Raw genomic sequence first — 17,968 nt, 5'->3', positions numbered from 1 at the left:
AAACACAGATTTTGTCTACTTTTATTTTGTTAATGAAACGCCAAATATCACTTATTCTATTTTTGTTTAGCTGCTTATTGAGTTTTGCTCAAAACCCAATTGGCATGCCCGACATTGTCAACTATGACAATACTACTTATGGAGGGGGGACTCACAACTGGGATATTCAACAAGACAAAAATGGCGTGCTCTATTTTGCCAACGATGAAGGACTGCTCACTTTTGACGGTAGCCGTTGGAAAATCTATCCTCTTCCGAACAAAACCATTGTAAGGTCAATTAAGATCGCTGCCGATCATAAGATATACGCAGGTGGCCAGGGCGACTTTGGGTATTTTGCTCCAGACGAGAACGGAAAGCTCACTTTCAACAGTTTAAAACCCAAAATCCCTAAAAGCTATAGCTCTTTTGCCGATATCTGGAACATACAGTATGCTGGCAAAGCAGTATTTTTTAGAACCGAAAACGCCATTTTCAGATGGTATAATAATGAGATTACTGTTTTTGGCACCAATTCCAAATGGCTGTACCTAGGAATGGCCAACAACGAAATTATTGCGCACGATAAAACAAAAGGACTCCTGAAATTAGTCGGTAACAATTGGTTACCACTACTTAAAGAACCTATCTCTCCTTATTTTACCATTAGTTCAATGTGTCCTTATGGAAATGGCGGCATACTGGTAAGCTCTCTATCGCACGGTTTACAAGTCATTAACGGTGGTCAAATGACACCGATTAAAGAAGCTGCGCATATTCCTAATATCACCAATACCTGCAATGTCAATGAAAGCACCCTTGGCCTTGCCACCTTAAATAATGGCTTTTTCCTCATGGAGGAAAATGGCAAAGAGCTGTACCATTTGTCTAAAAACGCTGGACTTCAAAACAATTCGGTATTAAGTTTATTTAAGGACAACAACAATAACATCTGGTTAGGTCTAGCCGATGGTATTAGTTTTATTGCCAGTGGAAACGCGCTAAAACACATTAACCCACCGATTTTTGATAACGCAGGTGGACACACTTCCATCATTTACCAAAACAATTTATACGTAGGCCTATCCAACGGCATTTATAAGCTTCCGTTAGCACATCGCGGCGACATTAGTTTGGCACAAGCTAATTTTACACCTGTAGCCAATGCGGGAGGCCAAGCTTGGGGCATGAACGTGCTCAATAACAAATTACTTTTGGGCAGACACGAGGGTGCTTTTGAAGCGGTGAACAATCAAGCGGTGCCAATTGCTACGGGAAGAGGCTATTGGAATTTTGTTGACTTCCCTACCGCCGACCCTTCCAATAGTTGGATCCTTTCTGGCAACTATAACGGAATCTCAATATTCAACTATCAGAGTAGTCAGTTCAAAGTAGTAGGCAATATTGCAAATTTCAGTGAATCTGCCCGTTTTGTCATTCCAGATGGGAACAAAATTTGGGTATCACATCCTTACAAAGGTGTTTATAAAATTACCCTATCGGGATTAAAAACCACCAGCGTATCGCTTTATACCAACAAAAAAGGACTGCCTTCTACCTTTAACAACCACATCTACCGTGTTAAAAATCGTATTGCCGTGGGTACGGAAAAAGGCGTTTATGAGTACAATCCCGAAACAGACCGATTTGAAGTCTCGAATTTTTTTACGCCTATTTTTGGCGAACGATATGTGCGTTATCTTAAAGAAGATGCTCAAGGCAACATTTGGTTCATTGAAGAAAAAAAACTTGGGGTGGCACAGTTTGATGGAAAAAACTACAGATTGCTCTACATTCCCGAATTGAATGGCAAAACCCTTGGTGGCTTTGAGCATATCAATTGTGTCGACAAGAACAACATTATTATTGGTGCCCAAAAAGGTTTCTACCATCTTAATTTTGAGAAATATTTGGGCAGATATGGCAAACAACAAGTACGCATTAGCTTGGTTAAAGCCTCGGGAAAAACCGATAGTTTATTGTTTGGCGGCTACTTTGGCGATGTAAATGCAAATGCCAGCCAAACCGTCAAACACCGTATTAAACATAGCCTAAATTCCTTCCATTTCGAATATTCTTCTACCTTTACTAAAAACAAGGCAAACACCTTTTACACTTGCTACCTAAAAGGCTTTGATGATAATTGGTCGGCATTAGATAAAAAAACCGAAAAGGATTATACCAACCTTCCCGCTGGCAACTATACTTTTATGGTTAAAACGCAGGACAATTTGGGCAACGAATCGCTTGCGGCTACCTATGAGTTTACCATTTTACCACCGTGGTACCAAAGCATTGTCGCCTACGTGGTGTACGTCTTGATTTTCTTCGGGATCATCTACCTTGTTTACAAAAGGCAGCAACGTAAAATCACCAACCAGCGTATTGCCTTTCAAAGGGAACAGGAACATGTGAAATACATGCACCAATTGGAAATGGACAAGTCGGATAAGGAAATCATCAAACTAAAAAATGAGAAACTCGAGCTGGAAATAGAAACCAAAAACTCAGAACTTGCTTCCAACACCATGCACTTAGTGCAAAAGGCAGACCTCATGTCGAAGATTAAAACAGAGCTTTTCAAGCTAAAAAAAGAGCTTAAAGATGATGAGCAGGCTGCCGATTTTAACAAAATCATCAGGTTACTTAATGCCGAAGAAAAATCAGACGAAAGTTGGGAACAGTTTACCGTTCATTTTGATAAAGTACACGTCGATTTCTTGAAGCATCTGAAAGATGCCTATCCCTCTATTAGCAGCAACGAATTACGACTTTCTGCTTACCTTAAAATGAATCTTTCTACTAAGGAAATTGCCAAATTGATGAAGATTTCGCCACGTGGTGTGGAAATTGGGCGATATCGACTAAGGAAAAAGCTGAACATTAATGGGAATGTGAACTTGTTTGAGTTTTTCAATGCTTTTTAGTTACCTGTCGGTCCAAAACCATCACCTGTCAGCCTGAGCTTGTCGAAGGCCTCTATCAATGTTTCGACAAGCTCAACAGCACATCAACAGTGCCCTAAACAAAAAACATCTTAAATTTTCTGTTTAAAAATGCATATTCACTATCTTAGTAAATATGCAACTGCTCGTTTTCTCTCCACAGGTTACTCCACGTACCAAATACATCTTTAATTTTATTTTCAGAGAGGTTTTGCGTTGCGACTTCGATTTCACCAGCGTAGCCCAACAATTTGTGGATTACAATGGCCCGAAATTTACTTATGCGGAAGTTCCTTTGGCAGGTGAACTTTTTTTTAAAGCAGATGGCCTACTTTCCAAAAACAACATCCAACCCTTAACGATCGACATTACTGATTTTGGAAATGAACGGGTGCCCTTTGCCGTAAAAGGAAGTGCTTTGCCTTTTGATATTTTTGCGGCATCATTCTATTTTTTGAGCAGGTACGAAGAATATCTTCCTTTTGAGCCCGACGAGCATTTGAGATTTCCCGCCAAATTGAGTTTACAATTTCAATTGGGTCTTCTAAAAGTCCCAGTAATTGACCAATGGGGAATTATCCTAAAAAACCTGCTCATCAACAAGCTTTCGGATTTACATTTTGGAAGCAGAAAATTTGAATTTATCCCTACTATCGATATTGACCGAGCTTACCATTTCAAATCGAGCGGAATCATTAAAAATGCTGCCCGTTTGGTAAGAGCCTTGACCAAAGGCGATACGGAAAAGTTCAGCAACATTATCCGTACGGGTTTGGGCAAACGAAAGGACCCGTTTGACACCTACCAGTTTCTACATCAAATACACCAAAAACATGGTTTGAATGCCATTTTCTTCTTCCTCCTCTCCTACAAAGGGCATCGAACACATGATGTGAACATTCATCCCAACGACGAATTGTTACAACAGCTGATTGAAAATACGGTCAAAGAAGCTAAAGTCGGCCTTCATCCTTCCTATGCTTCCAATAGTCATGTAATTAAGTTGAGAGAAGAAAAGGAATTATTAGAATCAGTACTACATAAAAGCGTAGATAGCTCGAGACAGCATTACCTTAAACTACATTTGCCAAAAACGTATTTACAACTTATCAAAGTAGGCATTAATCACGACTACACCATGGGATATGCCTCGCAAGTGGGTTTTAGAGCTGGGACATGTACTCCTTTTTTTTGGTATGATTTACAGCTCGATAAGCAATCCCACCTTAAAATTCATCCGTTTGCGGTAATGGACAGTACCTTACGTAAATACCTCAAGCTAAATCCAACCCAAGCGGTAATGCTTATCCACGATTTAATGGAAAGCGTAAAGATTGTAGATGGCACCTTTTATAGTTTGTGGCACAACGAAAGCCTTTCGGAAACGGGCCACTGGAAAGACTGGAAACAGGTGTACGAAAAAATGCTTGCATTCTCCAAAAACCCGTAACAATTTAGAGCGTATTTGGTTATATTTATAACATGATATACGACCTAAGCAAAAACAATTGCATTGCCAACACCTTTATTGCCGAGTTAAGAGACGAGCAAATACAAAAGGACGCCATGCGTTTCCGTAAAAATATGGAGCGTTTAGGAGCTTTCTTTGCCTACGAAATAAGCAAAACGCTAAAATATCAGGAAGTAGAAACGCAAACACCATTAGGCATTGCCACAAGCCAAGTATTGGTCCAAGCCCCTGTTTTAGCGACTATTTTACGGGCGGGTATTCCAATGCACCAAGGCATGTTGAGTGTTTTTGACCAAGCCGAATCGGCTTTTATTACGGCTTATCGTAAGACGAAGAAAAATGGCGATTTCGTGATTCAAATGGAACATATCTCAGCGCCTGATTTGGAAGGCAAAACCGTCATTTTAGTTGACCCAATGTTAGCTACAGGCTTAAGTATTGTTCTTTGCGCAAAAGAGCTCATCAACTCCTACAAAATCGAAAAGTTGCATATTGTTGCGGCCATTGCCAGTACCGAAGGTGTAGCCCATGTAAAAGCCAATTTGCCCAAAGCCAGTTTATGGCTAGGCGCTATTGATAGTGAAATGACTAGCAAAAGTTACATCGTACCTGGCTTAGGTGATGCTGGAGATTTAGCTTACGGGATAAAGCAGTAAATTAGCTCGATGAATATCCTTTTTGTATGCAGTAGAAATGAATGGAGAAGTCCAACGGGAGAAGCTATCTACAAAAACCACCCTACTATCTTTGCCAGGTCTGCTGGAACATCGCCTTCCGCCAGAATAAAAATCAATCAAAAGCATGTCGATTGGGCCGAGGTTATTTTTGTCATGGAGAAAAAGCACCTGCAGCTTATTGAACAGAAATTTGGGAATAGCGTTAGACAAAAAACAGTCATTTTAAATATCGAAGACGAGTATCAATACATGGATGAAGAACTCATCAATGAGCTTAAAACCAAGGTAGCTCCTTATTTATAATGCTTACCTTTGCATTTAAACTTCGATACATGATTAAGCACATTTTCTTCGACCTTGACCATACCATTTGGGATTTTGACCGCAATGCCCATGAAACTTTGTTGGAACTGTACGAAGCTTATAAGCTCAAAGAACTTGGAATCAACTCTGCAGAGCAATTTATCAGCACTTATACCGTAAACAATCATCAGCTTTGGGCACAATACCATGTAGGTAAAATCAGTAAGCAAGCGCTGCGAGAGGAACGTTTCAGAAAAACATTTATAGACCTTGGTTTAAGTCCAGAGCTTGTTCCTGAAAATTTTGAGAAAGATTATGTAAGCATAGGCCCCACCAAAACCAATCTTTTTGAAAGTGCAGAAAAGGTGCTCAGTTATTTGCAACAGAAATATCCTTTACACATCATTTCCAATGGGTTTAAAGAAGCGGTACTTACCAAAATGAAAGTATCCAACCTCAATCCCTATTTTAAAAATGTGGTGATTTCTGAAGATGTAGGAGTCAATAAACCAGACCAAGCCATCTTTGAATATGCCTTAAATTTAGCGCAGGCTAGCAAACACGAAAGCATCATGATTGGCGATAGCCTTGAAGCTGACATTTATGGTGCACAAAATTTTGGCATGAAAGCCATTTTCTTTAACCCTCTTAAAGCTACTAAACCCAGCGATGTAGCCCAGCAAATTCATCATTTGGAAGAACTGCTTGACCATTTTTAACTTTCCTTAACAGATATTGGATTGATTTTGGCTTTGACCAAACCACACACAAATGAATTCATATGAAGAAGTTAATCCTACTAGGTTTAATGGCTTTACTGTCCATTAGCCTTGCCTTTGCACAAAGAACCCGTGGCAAAGCCGAAGTTTTTGTACAAGTGGCAGAACGTGGCCATTTCAAAGTTTATCTAGACGATGAATTAATCAGTTCCGCCACTGGAAGATTTCGATTTTACGACGTTTATAATACCCGACCTATACTTACGATTCTTGCAGGCTCGGAAAAAGTTTTTTCGAGAGAAATTAATGTCATTCCCAACAAAAGGCTTGTTTTCAATTTTTCGAGAAGAAGTGGCTTAACCCTCCTAAAAGAACTCAACATTTACATCAACAACGTTTATGCTTTGGATGACTTTGATGAATATGTAGACGCTGTTGTTTCGCCAAACAGACCAGGTCAGCCGCAATATAGCAATGATTTCGACGCCCTAGTTGTCCGTGTAAAACAAGAAGCTTTTGATGACCAAAAGCTGAAAGTGATTACCGCTTATTCTAATTATGCGGCCCTTAGTACCAAGCAAATTGGTCAACTATTACCGCTGTTTTTTAAGGATGAAAGTAAACTACTCCTCGCCAAGCAGGAGTTTCAATATGTCGTAGACCCGCATCAATTTTATTTACTGAAGGACTCCTTTACTTTTATGAGCACCAAGGATGAATTTATGAAGTTTTTAGAAGCACAAAAAACAGAACAGGTTAGAAACAGGCCAATGTCTGCAAACGATTTTGCGGCCTTTTACAAACGATTTAAAAGTGAAGCTTTTGACGACAATAAAACTGAATTGGCTAAAGTTGCGTTAATAAATATAAAACTTACCAGCGAACAGGTGAAAGAACTGATTGCTTGCTATAGTTTTGAAGACAAAGGCTTGGATTTTGCCAAATGGGCATTCAGGATTACCTTTGATAAAGAGAATTATTATACCCTTGCTGATAAATTTAAATTTCAAAGTAATAAACAGGCATTATTAGATTTCATTAGCAAGCAAAAATAGCATCGAATTAATGACATGAAAGTCGAAAAAGTATATCAATCTATCTTGAAAACCGTTGATGCCTATCAACAAATGCTCCACCACTTAGGCCCAGCTGATTTTCAGCAAGAGCCGCCCATTAGTGGCTGGAGCTATAGCGAGGTTTATTCGCATATTTTCGACTCGAGCTTGCTATCGTTATTAGCGATGAACAACTGTATTAAAGGAGATGGTCAAGTAAAACCTACTGCCCTGGCGGTAAAGTTCATTTTATGGCTAGGGATGCTTCCACCAGGCAGGAAATATAAAGCGCCTCCTAAAATGGCCGAGAGGGTAAAGAAAATAAGTCCCGCAGCGGCACAGCAGTTCATCACCGATTTTGAGCTACAGCTCGCCTTAGCCTATCCAAAAATCAAGAATGCTGATCCAAAAATTAAGGCTAAACATCCAGTAATAGGTTATCTAAATGCCAAACACTGGCTACGATTTATTGAGATACACCTTAAGCATCATCTAGCACAATTGAAACGTATCGAAAATAGTTTTAAGCAACAAAGCTAATTTTGCATCTTTGAGCCAATGAAGCTGCCCCACATTAAAGGTTTTGACCAAGATGCCCTACACAAGTATTTTAAGAATACAGGCTGGCTAATACTTGCTCGTGTTGGTAGCTTGTTGATCAAAGTTTTAGTTGGATTTGCTATTGCCAATTACTTGGGCAAAGATCAAAATGGCTTATTAAATTATCCTCAAGCATTCATCGCTTTTTTCATAGCGGCGGCGGCCTTAGGCCTAGACGGCTTTACAACGAGAGAACTTTTAAAACATCCCGAAAAAAAGAATGAACTTTTAGGAACCGCATTAAGTTTAAAATTAGTTGGCGGTCTATTAGCAATGCCGTTGATCTATATTGGCTATCTCGTTAACCAAAACTTTTTTACGCCTACACAAACGCCATTAAGCTATATTTTGATCATTGGACTAAGTGGCATCACACAAGCTTTTTATATTACCGATAGTTATTTCCAAGCTACAGTACAGGCCAAATATGTAACGTTTACACAAGTATTTGGAAATATTATTTCTGCATTAATCAAATTGCTATTGATTTTGAATCATGCAGAACTGATTTGGTTCATTTGGGCTATATTCTTCGATACCGTCATTTTAGCTTTTGGCTATTTCTATTTTTACCACAAAAAGGCTGGTAGTTTGTTCAAATGGAAATACAAAAAAAATATTGCCAAACATCTACTTTCTAACGCTTGGCCTTTAGCATTTTCTGCTATTCTTGTTTCATTATACATGAAAATAGACCAACTCATGGTAGATAATTATTTAGGCTCAGGACAGTTAGGCATATACTCCACTGTTGTTCAGCTAAGCGAGAGTTGGTATTTTATCCCAGTGGCCATTGTTACATCGGTTTTTCCAGCGATTATGAATGCCAAACGTGATGATCCAGAAAGGTACCAAAAGAGGTTACAAAATATGTATGATCTAATGGTTTGGATGAGCTTAAGTATCGCTATAGTCACCACCTTGATATCGCCTTTGGCTTATAGGATCATTTATAAAGAAGAATTTTGGACTGGCGCACATGTACTTTCCGTACATGTATGGGCAGGAATTTTCGTATTTCTGGGCTCTGCAAGTGGCCAATATCTTATTGCAGAAGGCTATACTAAAATTTCTTTAATCAGAACTGCCGTTGGAGCTGCCGTAAATATTGCACTAAATATCTATCTAATTCCCAAATTTGGAATTATGGGTGCAGCAATGGCTACACTTGCGGCCTATTTTGTCGCAACTTTCTTTATCCTTGTGATCCCAAAAACACACCGACAAGGTTTAATGATGTTAAAATCATTATTTTTGGTTTCTTTATTTCAAAAAATTTTTAAACGTTGAACAAACTACAAGCACTAGCAACACTTCTATCCAAACCAAAGCGTTTGTCTGCCCTTTTATCGTATGGCCATAAAGGCTATTTGGCTAGTATTGGATGGTTTACAGCTTTTGATAACCGCCAAGCAGTAGATGCGCACAATCAACCTATTCCTTGGGTAACTTATTCGTTCATCGATTTTATCAAATACAGATTGAACAAAAACTTATCTGTATTTGAATATGGCTCGGGCAATTCTACCCTTTTTTATGCCAAGCATGTAAAACGAGTAGTTTCAGTAGAGCATGATGAAGCTTGGTACAAGAAGATTGTGAACCAAAAAGCCCCAAATGCCGAAATGATTTTCACCAAGCTTGAACCGAATGGAGAATATAGCCAAAAAGCCAAACTACTAGGTGAAAAATTTGACGTGATTATTGTGGATGGAAGAGACCGGGTAAACTGTTGCAAACACAGTATTAGTGCACTAACTGAAAGTGGTGTATTGGTTTTAGACGATTCGGAACGTGAGGTTTACGAAGAAGCTAGAACCTTTTTGAAGGCAGAAGGCTTTAAAGAACTCTCTTTCTCTGGTATTTCTCCTGGACTTTTTTATAACAAAGCAACCTCTGTTTTTTACAAACCAAAAAACTGTTTGGACATCTAGCCGTTAAGCATTCAGGTATTTTTTTAGAATTAATTTGATTTATGCAAAATCTGGCGCCAATAGCTCTATTTGTTTACAACCGTCCGCAGCATACAGAGCGTACCGTTAAATTCTTACAGCAAAATCTGCTTGCGGCCGACAGTCGTTTATATATTTTTTCTGACGGGCCAAAAACTTCAAACGATGAGGAAAAAGTAAATGAAGTAAGAAGCTTCATCAAAACCGTAGAAGGTTTTAAATCTGTAAAAATTATCGAAAGCAAGGTAAACAAAGGCTTAGCAAATTCGGTCATAGAAGGAGTTAGCCAATTGAACCAAAGCTACGGACAGGTTATTGTTTTTGAAGATGATTTGGTTTCCTCTCCGCATACCTTAACTTATTTTAACGAGGCCCTCAATATTTACAGAAATGAAGAAAAAGTGATGCACATTGGGGCTTACATGTACCACTTAAAAGAAGAAAACTTACCTGAGAGTTTCTTTTATAGAGCGGCTACCAGTTGGGGCTGGGCAACGTGGCAAAGGGCTTGGCAACATTTCGAACCCAATATCGATACATTACTAAAGCAATTTAATGCCCGCAAAATCCATGAGTTTTCGATTGAAGGCACTATGAATTTCTGGAAACAGATGCAGGATTTTAAACGTGGCAGAAACAACTCCTGGGCCATTCGTTGGTATGCCTCCATCTTCCTAAAGGGAGGTTTAACCCTAAATCCATCTCAATCCTTAGTGAACAATATTGGTCATGATGGCACAGGCGTACACTCTGGCATTAACGATATTTACAACGTCATTATCAATCCAAAACCCATTACCGTTTTCCCAAAGCAAATTGTGGAGGACAAAAATGCTTATGTGGCAATCAAAAGCTTTCTAGCCAGCAGAAAAGGTAGTCTATGGACTCGAATCAAACGTTACCTCAACGAAAAATTACGTAAATAATTAAGTAACCATCCTACGCTTCTATTTCTAATAAACAATGTATGGATACTTTTGGGGTCAGGCCACACTACCCTAATGCTCAAGATGTTTGAAAAGGAATTTTGTTGTTAAATTTCATTCTTATCGCTACCTTAGGAATCACATACGCTGCCGTTTCTCCGCTTTACTTGCCGTGCCTATAACTTTACCTAACCAAAACCTACTATGAAATTATTTACAATCATCTACCTGAATTTGATATTGTGCACTACCTTATTTGCACAAAATACTCCACCTAAGCCCTATGGTGCAATCCCTTCTAAACGACAATTGGCATGGCACAATGTTGAACTTTATGGCTTGATACACTTTACTCCCACTACTTTTGAGGACAAAGAATGGGGATATGGCGACGCCGATCCCGAAATGTTCAATCCAACATCATTTAATGCAGAGCAGATTGTTTTAGCGGCAAAAGCGGGTGGATTGAGAGCCATTATTTTAGTGGCAAAGCACCACGATGGTTTTGCTTTGTGGCCAACAAAAACCACTCCTTATAACATTTCTAAAAGCCCTTATAAAAATGGCAAAGCCGATGTAGTGAAGGAGTTTGAAACCGCAGCCAGAAAACATGGGCTTAAATTTGGGGTTTATTGTTCGCCTTGGGACAGAAACAATCCATATTACGGAACAGAAAAGTATCTCGCTATTTATCAGGAGCAATTAAGAGAACTTTATACTAACTATGGACCGCTTTTTATGAGCTGGCATGACGGTGCTAATGGCGGCGATGGCTATTATGGAGGTGCAAGGGAAAAACGTTCTATTGATAATACCACCTACTACGACTGGAATAATACTTGGAAAATCACAAGAAAACTACAGCCTACAGCAAATATTTTTAGTGATGTTGGTCTTGATGTACGTTGGGTGGGTAACGAAAACGGAACAGCTGCGGAAACGAGTTGGGCCACTTTTACACCTATGCCGCCACAAGGAAAAAATGTTGCAGTACCAGGCCAAGCCAACTATCCTGAAAGCCCAAGTGGAATTAGAAATGGAAAGTTTTGGATGCCTGCAGAATGTGATGTGCCTTTAAGAAAAGGCTGGTTCTATCACCCCAACGAAAAGCCTAAAACACCCGAACAGCTGTTTGACCTGTATATAAAAAGTGTTGGAAGAGGTGCTGGATTAGATTTAGGTCTTGCCCCCGACAAAAGAGGGCTTTTGCATGAAGATGATGTAAATGCCTTGAATAAATTTGGAAGTACACTCGCCAAAACTTTTTCAAATAATTTAGCTTCCCGAGCAACAATAGTAGCCAGTAATACTAGAGGTTCACAATTTAAAACTAGCTATCTAAAGGATAATCATAAAAGCACCTACTGGGCAACAGCCGACGGTGTAAAAAACGCAACTATTTCCCTGAACTTTAAAATCCCCATCACTTTTGACATTATTAGCCTTCAAGAATATATTCCACTGGGCCAAAGGATTGAGCAATACAATATTGAAGCCTTAATAGAGGGCAAATGGCAACAAATAGCAAAAGGAGAAAGCATTGGAGCCAAACGTTTAATTAAATTGGAGCAACTAATCTCTACGCAGTCGATAAGGATAAATATCACCAAGTGTCCCGTAGCAATTACGCTGAGCGAAATAGGTCTCTTTTTATTGAGGTAACGGTGATGAGATACGCCCCAAACTGTCCCTAAACTTAGCCTGCATTTTCATGAGGTTGGTAATCTTCTCAGACACCTGTTTTCTGTATTGATGATCGCTTTTAACATCTTTCATCAAAAGCTCAGCGGCTTCATAGGTTTCCTTGGCAATTGCTGTTCTCAGTTTTCTATCTAGCGTAAGGTGATCATTGAGCTTTAGCTTACCCATTTTTTCTACCACTGCCAAATTTGCTTTGCTTGGTCTAATGCCAAAGGAATAAACATGCTGAATTTTTTGGTCCTTAGCGTAGTCGGCCTTCATCCAAAGCACTCGATTAAAAATAAACGCATTGATGTCAAATTGCTTTTTTAGCTTAAAAAATTCCTCATGTTGATAAACGGTAGTGAAAGCGAAAATAACATAACTAAACACACCGAACAGCACAACCACCGAAGCGTATTTTATTGCAGGATAAACCCTATTGACGCTCCATCGATGGTCGAAAACCAATAGATAAGTAATAACAAAGCCAGAAATTAGACCACCCAAATGGCAGGCATTATCAACCCTTGCGCTCAAACTGCCGTTGATTAACATGATGCCCAGTACAAAAACAGTACTTACTAGTAATGCTTTGTTGGCGTTGCTTTCAAAAAATTTGTTTAGCAACAAAGCCAGCATGGCACCGAAAAGCCCCATAATTGCTCCCGAAGCACCTACGGTATAAATATTCTCGTGGTAGGCAATACTGGTTAAACCTGCGCAAATTCCGCTTAGCACGTAGATCAATAGAAATTTTTTCCACCCAATTTTGTTTTCCAACATGAGCCCCAAATAAACAAACGCATACATATTGAAGAAAAGATGCCTAAAGGAACCATGTAAAAACTGGTAACTAAGTAAGCGCCAGTAATCTCCTTCTAGCACTAGCTTTCTATTGAGTGAGCCCATTACATTAAGCTCCGTAAAGAGCCTGGTAATTTCTTCAGGGGGTACTTGTCTAGCAACCAAAAACATGGGTGTGGCAATCAGTAGGCCAATCCAAGCGAAGAAACAAAGTATATTCAATCCCAGTAGAATTGGCGCAGCGATGTAACCTTTTCTAGGAGCAAACAGATAAAAGACATTCTTCATCTTATCCTTTACCGCCAAGGGTGCTTTTTCAAAATAGTGGTCATCTTGCTTTTCCGCAAATTCATGAAAAGCACGCACCTGCTCCTCCCATTGATCGCTCAAATGATATTGTACATACTCAAATTCGTGAAAAAGCTTTTCTAAATTGGCTTCGTTCTTTCCGTAGTCGTTAAAAAGCAATTGCATGCCCACACATTCGCTCTTTACTACAGCAAAGTTTCCGTGAATGCGTACCGTTACTTCTTCACTGTAAGATTGAAATGAAAGTGGCGTGTAAGCAATAATGCCTGATTCGGAGACATGGCTCAACTTCCAGCCTAAGTTTTCGAAAGCCTGCCTAACAATAATTAAATACTTGTCTGAAGGAAAATCAGATAAGGGAATAAACTTTTCAACTTTGGGAGAATATCCCCAACTGATACTCATGAGCGTTAATTATTTTTAGTTTGTCCTTTTGGCTTCGATCACGATATAAGGCGATAATTGTTTGGAATCAAAAGGGAATATTTTGGTAAAAACCTTGCCAATTAGCCAAGAAGCTTTCTTAAACATCCTCACCCCTGCCGATTTTTCCTTTTCGTTCTCTAACCAGATACTAAATTTACCAAAATATTTGGCACTTGAAACTTTAAGCCCTGCATTTTCGACGATCTGCTTCAGCAGTTGAGGATCCATGCAGTTAATGTTATGCTTGTCGTAATTTTCTTTATCGAAGTTTTTCTGGAACCAACCATTAACCGCTTTAAAATTTGGCAGGGTGATGAACAAAGTCCCTCCTGGTTTTAGAAATGAAATGTGTCTTCGAATAATGTCTTCAGTATCGTTAAAATGCTCAATCAATCCGCAGCTCAATACCAAATCATAGTGCTGTGCTGGCTCATAATTAAACAAATCCGTTTCAATGATGTGAATATCATCTTTGGCTAGTCCATTAGCCTGCAACAGCTGATGCGTAATGGGTTGATGAACAAAGTAATCAAGTAAAGTAACGTCAAGCTTGAGATACTTCTTTAAAAAAACTGCATAATATCCAGGAAAGCCGCCAAGCTCAATGGCAGTTTGAACCTGATTTTGTTTAGCGATTTCCTTTAATTGCTGATGGAATAAATAATTTTCTGGAATGGTAACGGAAAGATCTGTTTTGCTTTCCCAATATTTCACCCAAAAATCTCTGTCGGTAAGTAAGTTTGCCATTTTGTAGAAGTAAACTTACGAAGTTTAACGTTAATTGCCTGTAGTTTTCAAGCGCTTTATCACTAAAAACTTCGTAAGCTTCTTTGTGCTTTATTGTCGGATTGCTTCGATGCGGACAAGAAAACAATCCAACAATTGAAGCTGTTATTTTAAATCTTTCATAATTTCTGCCACAGCTCTTTCCAATTGTGGGTCTCTACCCGCCAATCTATCTTCGAAAGTGTTTTTCACCGTAATATCTGGTGCAACACCTTCTTTCTCTAAATTCTTTCCGTCCATGGTGTAGCAACCCCACGATGGTAAGCGATAAGATGAACCATCAACCAAACCCTTAGCTGAGGTAAAGATGATCCAACGATAAGTTTCTGTACCGATAATTTTGCCCAACTTTAATTGCTTAAATCCTGCGGCGGTCATTTCGGCATCACTTAACGATTGTTCGTTAATCAACAAAACAATAGGTTTTACGGCAGGGCCGAAATTACTTTGAGTAGTTAACTTACCGCCACGGTATTTCCATTTCAAATACGGGCGTTGCGATAAAAAGCGCAGCACTTCGTCGTGCACATTTCCGCCAGTGTTATATCTCAAATCCAAAATAATTGCATCCTTGTTATTTTCTTGCTCTACCATATCCAATAAGAAGGTTTGCAACTCCCCAGTACTCATGTTTTTCATATAAGAGTAAGCGATGCGATTTTTACCCCAATTATCTACATTTTTACGGTTATTGGCAATCCATTCATCATACAAATTAGATTTTAAGTTGACGGTATTTTGTGGGTGGACGTTCACATTGACAGGCTTTCCATTACGGGAGAACGTTAAATTCATTTCCCTATCAATAGATGGTTTGCTGAAATAGTAATCCCTATCCATCGTTTCATCTACTTTTACGCCATTTACATGCGTTAAAATATCTCCGCTGGCAACTTTACCTCCCAATAGGGCCGCACTACTTTTGGCTACAATTCTATCTACCTGATAAGGTTTTTCGTTATTAAAAATGATCCCCGTTTCATTGGTAAAATAGTTCATGCTTTTACGTTCTTCGGCACCAAAGCTGTTAAAGCCCAAATGAGAAGAATTTAGCTCGCCCAACATGTCATTTAATAAGATACGTAGGTCAGAGCGGTTGTTCACATACGGCAAATAGGCCGCATAGCGAGTTTTCATTTTCGCCCAATCTACTCCGTGGAAATCGTCATCATAGAAGTTTTCATCCAAACCTACCCAAGTCTCATAAAACATTTGATTAAACTCGGCATTCAGGTTTTTACTGAATTTGTAGCTATAATCCATCGCATCCAGCTTATTCATATCAATATTGTATTTGTTAAGCACTCCCCTAGCCAACACAAAATGTTTCCCAGCAGCTTCGGCAATGCCAAAACCACCAGCCGCTACCTTTTCTATTTTATTGTTCTCAAAAGGTTCAATAACCGTTCTGTAGGTACTCATCGGTACACCTTCGTGGCTCGAAGTGTAAAACACATAGGTTTTATCGCCTTTGGCCAAAACATCGGTCAAATATTGCGTTCCAAAGGCTGGACTTACCAACTCCACTCTGTCTAAAATACGTTCAGTATTGATGGTAATCGGCTTAGCGGCAGGTTTAGTCTCCGCTTTCTTTTTAGCAGTATCTACAGGTTTTTTAGCGTCTTTTGCTGGTGCCGTTTCTTTTGGAGCTACTGGCGGATTTTCCTTAAACAATTCATCAAACTTATCTGCACGATAAGGTGCATCGTAGTAATCCAAGGCGATGCGATAAACGTGCGCATCTTGCATTCCAAAAGGGTAAGAAGGTTTGGTACGATTACTGGTAAAATAGATATACTTTCCATCTGGCGACCAAATTGGACTCGATTCGGTTACTCCAGTATTGGTTAAATTAGTGGTTTGATTGGCCTTAAGGTCGTGTACCAAAATATCCTGCTCAAAATTACGGTAAACTGTAAAAAGCAAATATTGGTCATTTGGCGAGAAACTAGGTGCCGACTCTTGAATAGCCCAAAACTCATCTTTTAGGACTGTTTTGCTTTGGAAGGTTTTCAGGTCCATTAACCGCAATTCGTTTCTACCACTTAAATAAACTGCTTGGGTTTTGGTTTTGTTAAAAGCTAGCGCCCTATTATTGGCTTTGTCATTTGTAAGCTGCTTTGGGGTCGATTTTCCATCACCTACTACCGTAAACCAGTTCTGGTAACCATTAACAGTTTGGTTGAAAAGGATGGTTTTGTTATCTGCCAACCATTTCAGTTCCAATGCACGCTCGCCACTATTGCTAATCTGACGGATGAACTTTCCGTCGACATCGCTCACAAACAATTCTCCCCTTGAAATAAAAGCCATTTTTTTGCCATCTGGCGATACGTCGAAGTTGAAGATATTTGCTTTCACTTCATACTCTTGTTCTTTGGTCAATACCTGATTTCTGAAAGAACTGATGTTGATTTTTTCCGCTTTTTTGGAAGCAACATCATATACATACAGTTGATAATCTTTTTCAAAAACAACCGAATTGCCATTAGCCGCCACAAAAGGACGTTTAATAGAAGTATCAAACCTAGTAAGCGCTGTTTTTTTACCCCCCACAAAAGTGTAAAGGTTGTATTCGTCGTTAGCTTCATCCGAAACAAAGTAGATATTTCCTTTTTGATCTACACTAGTCCAAAAATCCTTACCTATATAATCGGTATAACGTTTATACGCTTTGGTTTTAGGATTATACGACTGGATGTCCGGATTGAAAGCACCTTTGTAGCGCTTACGGTTAGCAAAGTTCCTGCTTTCCCAAGTATCGCTAAAAAATAAGCTGCCGTCTGGAGACTCGGCAATATTGTGGGTAGTATTAAAATAGTTTTCAAACAAACGCACTGCGGTGCCGCCGTTAATGCCTACTTTGTAGCTCGAAAAGTTGTTATAACGACTAGAAGTAAAATAAATGGTTTTCGAATCCCAGCTCCAGTTATCCACTTCATCGGTACCATCGTTAAAGGTTAATTGTTTAATTTCACCACCAGTCATTGGCATTAGATAAACATCAAAATTGCCATACTGATTGGACGAAAAAGCCAACCATTTGCCATCTGGCGAAATTTTCGGATTGATTTCATCACCTTGCATGGCGGTAATTCTTGAGGCCAAACCTCCTTTAACAGGCACTTTCCAAATATCACCATCATAGCTGAATACTACAGTTTGTGCGTCTGGAGATAAGGCTGGACAACTAGCAAAATAAGTTTGGTTTTGGGCATTTACCATTAACGGCAACGACAAAAATGCGAACGCAAGCTTGCTGAATAGGTTTTTATTCTTCATTTTTATACTGATAAGTTTAGTTAATTTGAGTAACGGTTTTACAAACCTAAA

At 39.2% G+C, this 17,968-nt stretch carries 14 protein-coding genes; 11 read left to right on the top strand and 3 right to left on the bottom strand.

The window, feature by feature from the left end:
* Window positions 1-32 precede the first annotated feature (32 nt).
* The 11 genes from DUT70_RS13245 (at window position 33) to DUT70_RS13195 (ending at window position 12,289) form a co-directional block, all read left to right on the top strand.
* Window positions 33-2,906 (top strand): ligand-binding sensor domain-containing protein, encoded by a 2,874-nt coding sequence (locus tag DUT70_RS13245; RefSeq protein ID WP_113647831.1) that lies wholly within the window; start codon window positions 33-35, stop codon window positions 2,904-2,906.
* Between the two features lie 154 nt (window positions 2,907-3,060).
* Window positions 3,061-4,374: a polysaccharide deacetylase family protein gene (locus tag DUT70_RS13240; protein WP_113647830.1), complete on the top strand. Its 1,314-nt coding sequence runs from the start codon at window positions 3,061-3,063 to the stop codon at window positions 4,372-4,374.
* Window positions 4,375-4,406: 32 nt separating this feature from the next.
* Entirely contained in the window at window positions 4,407-5,051 is a 645-nt protein-coding gene (upp, locus tag DUT70_RS13235; RefSeq protein ID WP_113647829.1) for a uracil phosphoribosyltransferase, read from the top strand.
* 9 nt (window positions 5,052-5,060) lie between these two features.
* On the top strand, window positions 5,061-5,375 hold the full coding sequence (locus DUT70_RS13230; protein ID WP_113647828.1) for a low molecular weight protein tyrosine phosphatase family protein: 315 nt from the start codon (window positions 5,061-5,063) through the stop codon (window positions 5,373-5,375).
* A 29-nt stretch (window positions 5,376-5,404) separates the two neighbouring features.
* Window positions 5,405-6,094 carry a YjjG family noncanonical pyrimidine nucleotidase gene (locus DUT70_RS13225; RefSeq protein ID WP_113647827.1) on the top strand — a complete coding sequence of 230 codons (690 nt, stop codon included), beginning with the start codon at window positions 5,405-5,407 and terminating at the stop codon, window positions 6,092-6,094.
* Window positions 6,095-6,156: 62 nt separating this feature from the next.
* Entirely contained in the window at window positions 6,157-7,149 is a 993-nt protein-coding gene (locus DUT70_RS13220; RefSeq protein WP_113647826.1) for a DUF4476 domain-containing protein, read from the top strand.
* A 15-nt stretch (window positions 7,150-7,164) separates the two neighbouring features.
* The gene (locus DUT70_RS13215; protein WP_113647825.1) at window positions 7,165-7,689 is read left to right on the top strand and encodes a DinB family protein; all 525 of its coding nucleotides are present in this window, start codon (window positions 7,165-7,167) and stop codon (window positions 7,687-7,689) included.
* 18 nt (window positions 7,690-7,707) lie between these two features.
* Window positions 7,708-9,039 carry a flippase gene (locus tag DUT70_RS13210; protein WP_113647824.1) on the top strand — a complete coding sequence of 444 codons (1,332 nt, stop codon included), beginning with the start codon at window positions 7,708-7,710 and terminating at the stop codon, window positions 9,037-9,039.
* Window positions 9,036-9,683, top strand: coding sequence for a class I SAM-dependent methyltransferase (locus DUT70_RS13205; protein WP_113647823.1), 648 nt, complete (start codon window positions 9,036-9,038; stop codon window positions 9,681-9,683). Before DUT70_RS13210 ends, DUT70_RS13205 begins: the two co-directional genes overlap by 4 nt.
* A 41-nt stretch (window positions 9,684-9,724) precedes the next feature.
* The gene (locus tag DUT70_RS13200; protein WP_113647822.1) at window positions 9,725-10,627 is read left to right on the top strand and encodes a glycosyltransferase; all 903 of its coding nucleotides are present in this window, start codon (window positions 9,725-9,727) and stop codon (window positions 10,625-10,627) included.
* 204 nt (window positions 10,628-10,831) lie between these two features.
* Window positions 10,832-12,289: an alpha-L-fucosidase gene (locus DUT70_RS13195; RefSeq protein WP_113647821.1), complete on the top strand. Its 1,458-nt coding sequence runs from the start codon at window positions 10,832-10,834 to the stop codon at window positions 12,287-12,289.
* Here the strand turns inward: DUT70_RS13195 and DUT70_RS13190 are convergent.
* The 3 genes from DUT70_RS13190 to DUT70_RS13180 all read right to left on the bottom strand — a co-directional run bounded on the left by DUT70_RS13190 (window position 12,278) and on the right by DUT70_RS13180 (window position 17,917).
* Window positions 12,278-13,828, bottom strand: a complete 1,551-nt coding sequence (locus DUT70_RS13190) for a rhomboid family intramembrane serine protease (RefSeq protein WP_113647820.1) — start codon at window positions 13,826-13,828, stop codon at window positions 12,278-12,280. The two genes, DUT70_RS13195 and DUT70_RS13190, sit on opposite strands and share 12 nt — an antisense overlap.
* 15 nt (window positions 13,829-13,843) lie before the next feature.
* Window positions 13,844-14,596, bottom strand: coding sequence for a class I SAM-dependent methyltransferase (locus DUT70_RS13185; RefSeq protein ID WP_113647819.1), 753 nt, complete (start codon window positions 14,594-14,596; stop codon window positions 13,844-13,846).
* A gap of 144 nt (window positions 14,597-14,740) precedes the next feature.
* Window positions 14,741-17,917: a S41 family peptidase gene (locus DUT70_RS13180; RefSeq protein ID WP_113647818.1), complete on the bottom strand. Its 3,177-nt coding sequence runs from the start codon at window positions 17,915-17,917 to the stop codon at window positions 14,741-14,743.
* Window positions 17,918-17,968: the final 51 nt, after the last annotated feature.

Source organism: Pedobacter chitinilyticus, from assembly GCF_003313385.1.
Taxonomy (GTDB): domain Bacteria; phylum Bacteroidota; class Bacteroidia; order Sphingobacteriales; family Sphingobacteriaceae; genus Pedobacter; species Pedobacter chitinilyticus.
Note: the sequence above shows the minus strand (reverse complement) of the source record. Positions and strands in the feature narration are given on the sequence as shown.

What these genes read in the sequence shown, in the direction of transcription:
- DUT70_RS13245 (WP_113647831.1), top strand. Translation starts at nt 33, where the DNA reads ATGAAACGCCAAATATCACTTATTCTATTTTTGTTTAGCTGCTTATTG.
- DUT70_RS13240 (WP_113647830.1), top strand. Translation starts at nt 3,061, where the DNA reads ATGCAACTGCTCGTTTTCTCTCCACAGGTTACTCCACGTACCAAATAC.
- upp (WP_113647829.1), top strand. Translation starts at nt 4,407, where the DNA reads ATGATATACGACCTAAGCAAAAACAATTGCATTGCCAACACCTTTATT.
- DUT70_RS13230 (WP_113647828.1), top strand. Translation starts at nt 5,061, where the DNA reads ATGAATATCCTTTTTGTATGCAGTAGAAATGAATGGAGAAGTCCAACG.
- DUT70_RS13225 (WP_113647827.1), top strand. Translation starts at nt 5,405, where the DNA reads ATGATTAAGCACATTTTCTTCGACCTTGACCATACCATTTGGGATTTT.
- DUT70_RS13220 (WP_113647826.1), top strand. Translation starts at nt 6,157, where the DNA reads ATGAAGAAGTTAATCCTACTAGGTTTAATGGCTTTACTGTCCATTAGC.
- DUT70_RS13215 (WP_113647825.1), top strand. Translation starts at nt 7,165, where the DNA reads ATGAAAGTCGAAAAAGTATATCAATCTATCTTGAAAACCGTTGATGCC.
- DUT70_RS13210 (WP_113647824.1), top strand. Translation starts at nt 7,708, where the DNA reads ATGAAGCTGCCCCACATTAAAGGTTTTGACCAAGATGCCCTACACAAG.
- DUT70_RS13200 (WP_113647822.1), top strand. Translation starts at nt 9,725, where the DNA reads ATGCAAAATCTGGCGCCAATAGCTCTATTTGTTTACAACCGTCCGCAG.
- DUT70_RS13195 (WP_113647821.1), top strand. Translation starts at nt 10,832, where the DNA reads ATGAAATTATTTACAATCATCTACCTGAATTTGATATTGTGCACTACC.
- DUT70_RS13190 (WP_113647820.1), bottom strand. Translation starts at nt 13,828, where the DNA reads ATGAGTATCAGTTGGGGATATTCTCCCAAAGTTGAAAAGTTTATTCCC.
- DUT70_RS13185 (WP_113647819.1), bottom strand. Translation starts at nt 14,596, where the DNA reads ATGGCAAACTTACTTACCGACAGAGATTTTTGGGTGAAATATTGGGAA.
- DUT70_RS13180 (WP_113647818.1), bottom strand. Translation starts at nt 17,917, where the DNA reads ATGAAGAATAAAAACCTATTCAGCAAGCTTGCGTTCGCATTTTTGTCG.